Raw genomic sequence first — 4,004 nt, forward strand, 5'->3', positions numbered from 1 at the left:
GTGGACCAGTGCGAGACGTGTGGCACCGAGTGGTCGCTGCGGGTGTGCGCCACGTGCGGGCACGTCGGCTGCTGCGAGTCCGGCGGCGCCCACGCGCTCAAGCACGTCAAGGAAACGGGCCATCCGCTCATTCTCTCGCTGCCGTTGACGGAGCATTCGTTCCTGTGGTGCTACGCTTGCGACGACTACCTACGATGACCGCGTTGGTGGAGAGGTGAAGACGTTCCAGGCAATCGTGATCGGATCGGGCCAGGCCGGCAACCCTCTGGCGCACCGGCTGGCGGACAAGGGGTGGACGGTCGCGCTGATCGAGCGTGAGCATCTGGGCGGCTCCTGCATCAACTACGGCTGCACGCCGACCAAGACCATGCTCGCCAGCGCCCAGATCGCCCACTACGCCCGCCGGGCGGCCGACTTCGGCGTGCGGGTGGGGCCGGTTACGGTGGACCTCGCCACCGTGGTCAGCCGGAAGAACGCGATCGTCCAGCAGTGGCGGAGCGGGCAGGAGAAGCACGCCGCCAAGCGCCCCACCATCACCGTATTCCGCGGAGCGGCGCAGTTCGCGGCGCCGCACGCCGTAGAGGTGAACGGCGAGCAGTTGACCTCCGAGCACATCTTCATCAACACGGGCACGACCCCGCTGGTCCCGCCGATCGAGGGTATCGAGTCCGTCCCCTACCTGACGAACCGCAGCGTGATGGACCTTACGGAAGTCCCCGAGCATCTCGTCGTCGTCGGCGGGAGCTACGTCGGTCTGGAGTTCGGGCAGATGTTCCGGCGGTTCGGGAGCCGGGTCACGATCGTCGAGTACGCCGACCGGATCGTTCCCCGCGAGGACGCCGACGTCGCCGACGCGCTGCGCGCCGCGCTCGAGTCCGAGGGGATCGCGTTCCTCGTGCCGGCGGAGGCGACGAAGGTCGAGCGGAACGCCGCTGGAATCCGGGTGACGGTGAGGGATCGCCGGGACAGTACGAGCCGAGGGCTCGACGCGTCGCACATCCTGCTCGCGTCGGGCCGGCGGTCGAACACGGACGATCTGGGCCTGGACGCGGCTGGCATTGCGACGGCCGGCGGCTGGGTGAAGGTGAACGAATACCTCGAGACGAACGTGCCGGGAGTGTACGCCCTGGGCGACGTCACCGGCGGCCCCGCGTTCACTCACATCAGCTACAACGATTTCCAGATCGTGTTCCACAACCTGTTCAACGACCCGAAGCTGACGACGGCGGGCCGGCTCGTGCCGTACGCGCTCTTCACCGATCCGGAGCTGGGGCGGGTGGGCATGACGGAGAAGGAAGCCCGCGCCTCCGGGCGCAGCATCAAGGTCGGCTCGATCCCGATGAGCCGCGTCGCCCGCGCCATCGAGCGGAACGAGACGGCCGGCCTGATGAAGGTGGTCGTAGACGCCGACACCGACCGCATCCTCGGCGCGGCGATCCTCGGCACCGGTGGCGGCGAGCTGGTGCAGACGCTGATGGCGCTGATGATGGCGGACGCACCGTGGACGCTCTTCTACCGAGCGGTCTACATCCACCCGACCACGACGGAAGGGTTCTTCGCGCTGATGGACAGCGTGAAATAGTGGGGGGCGCGTGGCCGAGCTGAGTGACCTGTCCGTGCGCTGGCAGCTGTTCGTCAGGGCGTATCCGTGGCGCCGCATCGATCCCGTGCCCTTCGCGCCTCTCCGCAAGCCGTTGTCCGAGTGCCGGGTGGCACTGGTGTCGAGCGCGGGCTTCGTGGTGCGTGGCCAAGAGCCGTTCGACCAGCATCGGCTCGGCGGTGACCCCACGTTCCGCGAGATTCCGGCAGACGTGGACGCCGCGAGCTTGGTGGACGCGCATCGGAGCGAGGCGTTCGATCACACCGGGATGCTGCGTGATCCCAACCTGGCCTTTCCGATCGACCGGGTCCGGGAGATCGCGGCGAAGGGTCGCATCGGCTCGGTGAACCATCGGCACCTTTCGTTCATGGGCTCGCTGACGGCCACGGGTCGTCTCACGAAGCACACGGCGCCACGGGCGGCCGAGATGCTCGCGGAAGACGCCGTGAACGTGGCATTGCTGGTCCCCGTCTGACCGATGTGCAACCAGGCCGTGGGCCTGGTCGCGGCGGAGCTCGAGCGCCGGGGGATCGCCACGGTGGCCATCCAGCTGTTGCGATACGTGGCGCAGCGCGTTCGCCCTCCGCGCGCCTTGGTCGTCCCGTTCCCTCACGGCTATCCCCTCGACGCGCCGGCCGATCCGGCGCGGCAGCACGCGGTGATCGAAGCGGCGCTCCGGGTGCTCGAGGCCGGGGAGCTACGCCCCCCCGTGCTCGTCGAGTATCGCGTGGAGGACGCCGAGGCCACGGGCCGGGTTCCGAGCTCAGAATGCTGACGCGGTGCGGCCTTGCGGTACTCGCCTCGGTCCTCGTGGCCACGGCCGGCGCGGCGCAGGAATGGCGCACCGACTTCAGCCGCCACACTGTGCCGCTCGAGGAAATCGTGTCCGGCGGTCCTCCCAAGGATGGAATCCCGGCCATTGACCGACCGGCGTTCGAGTCGGTCGCGGAGGCGGACCGCTGGCTGGCCGAGCGAGAGCCGGTGATCGTCATGGAAATCGGGGACGAGGTGCGCGCCTACCCGCTCCAGATCCTCATCTGGCACGAGATCGTCAACGATATCGTGGGCGGCGAGCCCGTGACGGTGACGTTCTGCCCCCTGTGCAACACCGCGCTGGCATTCGACAGGGAAGTGGACGGGCGGGTGCTCGACTTCGGCACGACCGGTCGCTTGCGTCACTCGGACCTGGTGATGTACGATCGCCAGACCGAGAGCTGGTGGCAGCAGGCGACCGGCGAGGCGATCGTGGGCGCGTACGCGGGCCGCCGGCTGCGCTTCATCGCGGCGCCAGTGACGAGCTGGCGGGAGTTCAAGGTGGCCAACCCGCAGGGCCGCGTGCTCTCGCGGCGCACCGGTGTCAACCGCCCGTACGGGCGCAACCCGTACGAGCGCTACGACAGCCGCTCCTCACCGCTCTCGGGCTTCTTTCGCGGCGACACGGACGCCCGACTGCCGGCGATGGAGCGCGTGGCGGCCCTCGATCTGAATGGGCAGGCCGTGGCCATCGCGTTCTCGCTCCTGCGGACGCGAAGCGTGATCAACGAGCGCGTGGGCGACGTGCCGATCGTCGTGCAGTGGCTGCCGGGAACGGCGAGCGCACTCGACGCCGGCAATGTTCGGGACGGCCGGGACGTGGGCGCGACGGCCGTGTTCGACCGCCGCGTCAACGGCCGCACGCTTACGTTTGATCCCGCCGACGGCGACGGCGTGCGCGACCGCGAGACGCACAGTCACTGGGACCGCACCGGCCGCGCGACCAGCGGCCCGCTCGCCGGCCGGCGCCTCGTCGCGGTACCGCACGGCAACCACTTCTGGTTCGCGTGGGCGGCGTTCCGGCCCGACGCGCGGCTGGTTCGCTAATGGAGCGCACCCTCAGCAAGGCTCGGCGCCGGCCGCTGTCGCGCGTGGTAGCATGCGTCCTGACGGCCGTTTACGTCGCGGCACAGCCGGGTCTCGTGTGCGGCCTCGCCTGTCTGGCCCGCGGTCATGGCGCATACGCGACGACCTCTGGACACGACCATCACGCACCGGCCGTCGCCGCCTGCCACCCCGCGGCCCTTGGTCCCGCCACGAGCCTACCGCTGGGATTCGAGCCTGGGCCGTCGCTCCGGACGGCAGTGGTACTGCTCCCGATTGCGCCAGAGGGCGCTCACGAGCGCCTCGAGCCCGCCACCTTCGCGTCCTCTTTCCCTCCCGAAACGGACACGCCGCCTCCACGCGCCTGACGGGTGTTCCTCGGCACGACACTCGTCATCAGCCGTCCAAAAACAGCGTGGGGGATTCATGCGTAGGCTTCTCATGGCTGCAACCGCAGCCGTTGGTCTCACCCCGGCAGTGGGCCGGGCCCAACATCATGAACACGAACGCGATCACGGTGAGGTCCACTCCCACCGGGGTCCGGGGC

General features: G+C 69.4%; 5 protein-coding genes. All 5 read left to right on the top strand.

The window, feature by feature from the left end:
* Positions 1–198: UBP-type zinc finger domain-containing protein (locus Q8Q85_06190; GenBank protein ID MDP3773842.1), on the top strand; the 198-nt coding region annotated here is incomplete at its 5' end.
* Positions 199–214: 16 nt separating this feature from the next.
* A complete protein-coding gene (locus Q8Q85_06195) occupies positions 215–1,582 on the top strand; it encodes a mercuric reductase (GenBank protein MDP3773843.1) in 1,368 nt (455 codons plus the stop codon).
* A 10-nt stretch (positions 1,583–1,592) separates the two neighbouring features.
* Positions 1,593–2,075, top strand: a complete 483-nt coding sequence (locus tag Q8Q85_06200) for a glycine/sarcosine/betaine reductase selenoprotein B family protein (GenBank protein ID MDP3773844.1) — start codon at positions 1,593–1,595, stop codon at positions 2,073–2,075.
* A 3-nt stretch (positions 2,076–2,078) separates the two neighbouring features.
* Entirely contained in the window at positions 2,079–2,375 is a 297-nt protein-coding gene (locus Q8Q85_06205) for a hypothetical protein (GenBank protein MDP3773845.1), read from the top strand.
* Positions 2,369–3,460 (top strand): DUF3179 domain-containing protein, encoded by a 1,092-nt coding sequence (locus Q8Q85_06210; GenBank protein MDP3773846.1) that lies wholly within the window; start codon positions 2,369–2,371, stop codon positions 3,458–3,460. The genes Q8Q85_06205 and Q8Q85_06210 overlap by 7 nt, the downstream gene beginning before the upstream one ends.
* Positions 3,461–4,004 lie beyond the last annotated feature (544 nt).

This window comes from Gemmatimonadales bacterium (assembly GCA_030697825.1).
Lineage (GTDB): Bacteria > Gemmatimonadota > Gemmatimonadetes > Gemmatimonadales > JACORV01 > JACORV01.

What these genes read in the sequence shown, in the direction of transcription:
- Q8Q85_06210 (MDP3773846.1), top strand. Translation starts at nt 2,369, where the DNA reads ATGCTGACGCGGTGCGGCCTTGCGGTACTCGCCTCGGTCCTCGTGGCC.
- Q8Q85_06205 (MDP3773845.1), top strand. Translation starts at nt 2,079, where the DNA reads ATGTGCAACCAGGCCGTGGGCCTGGTCGCGGCGGAGCTCGAGCGCCGG.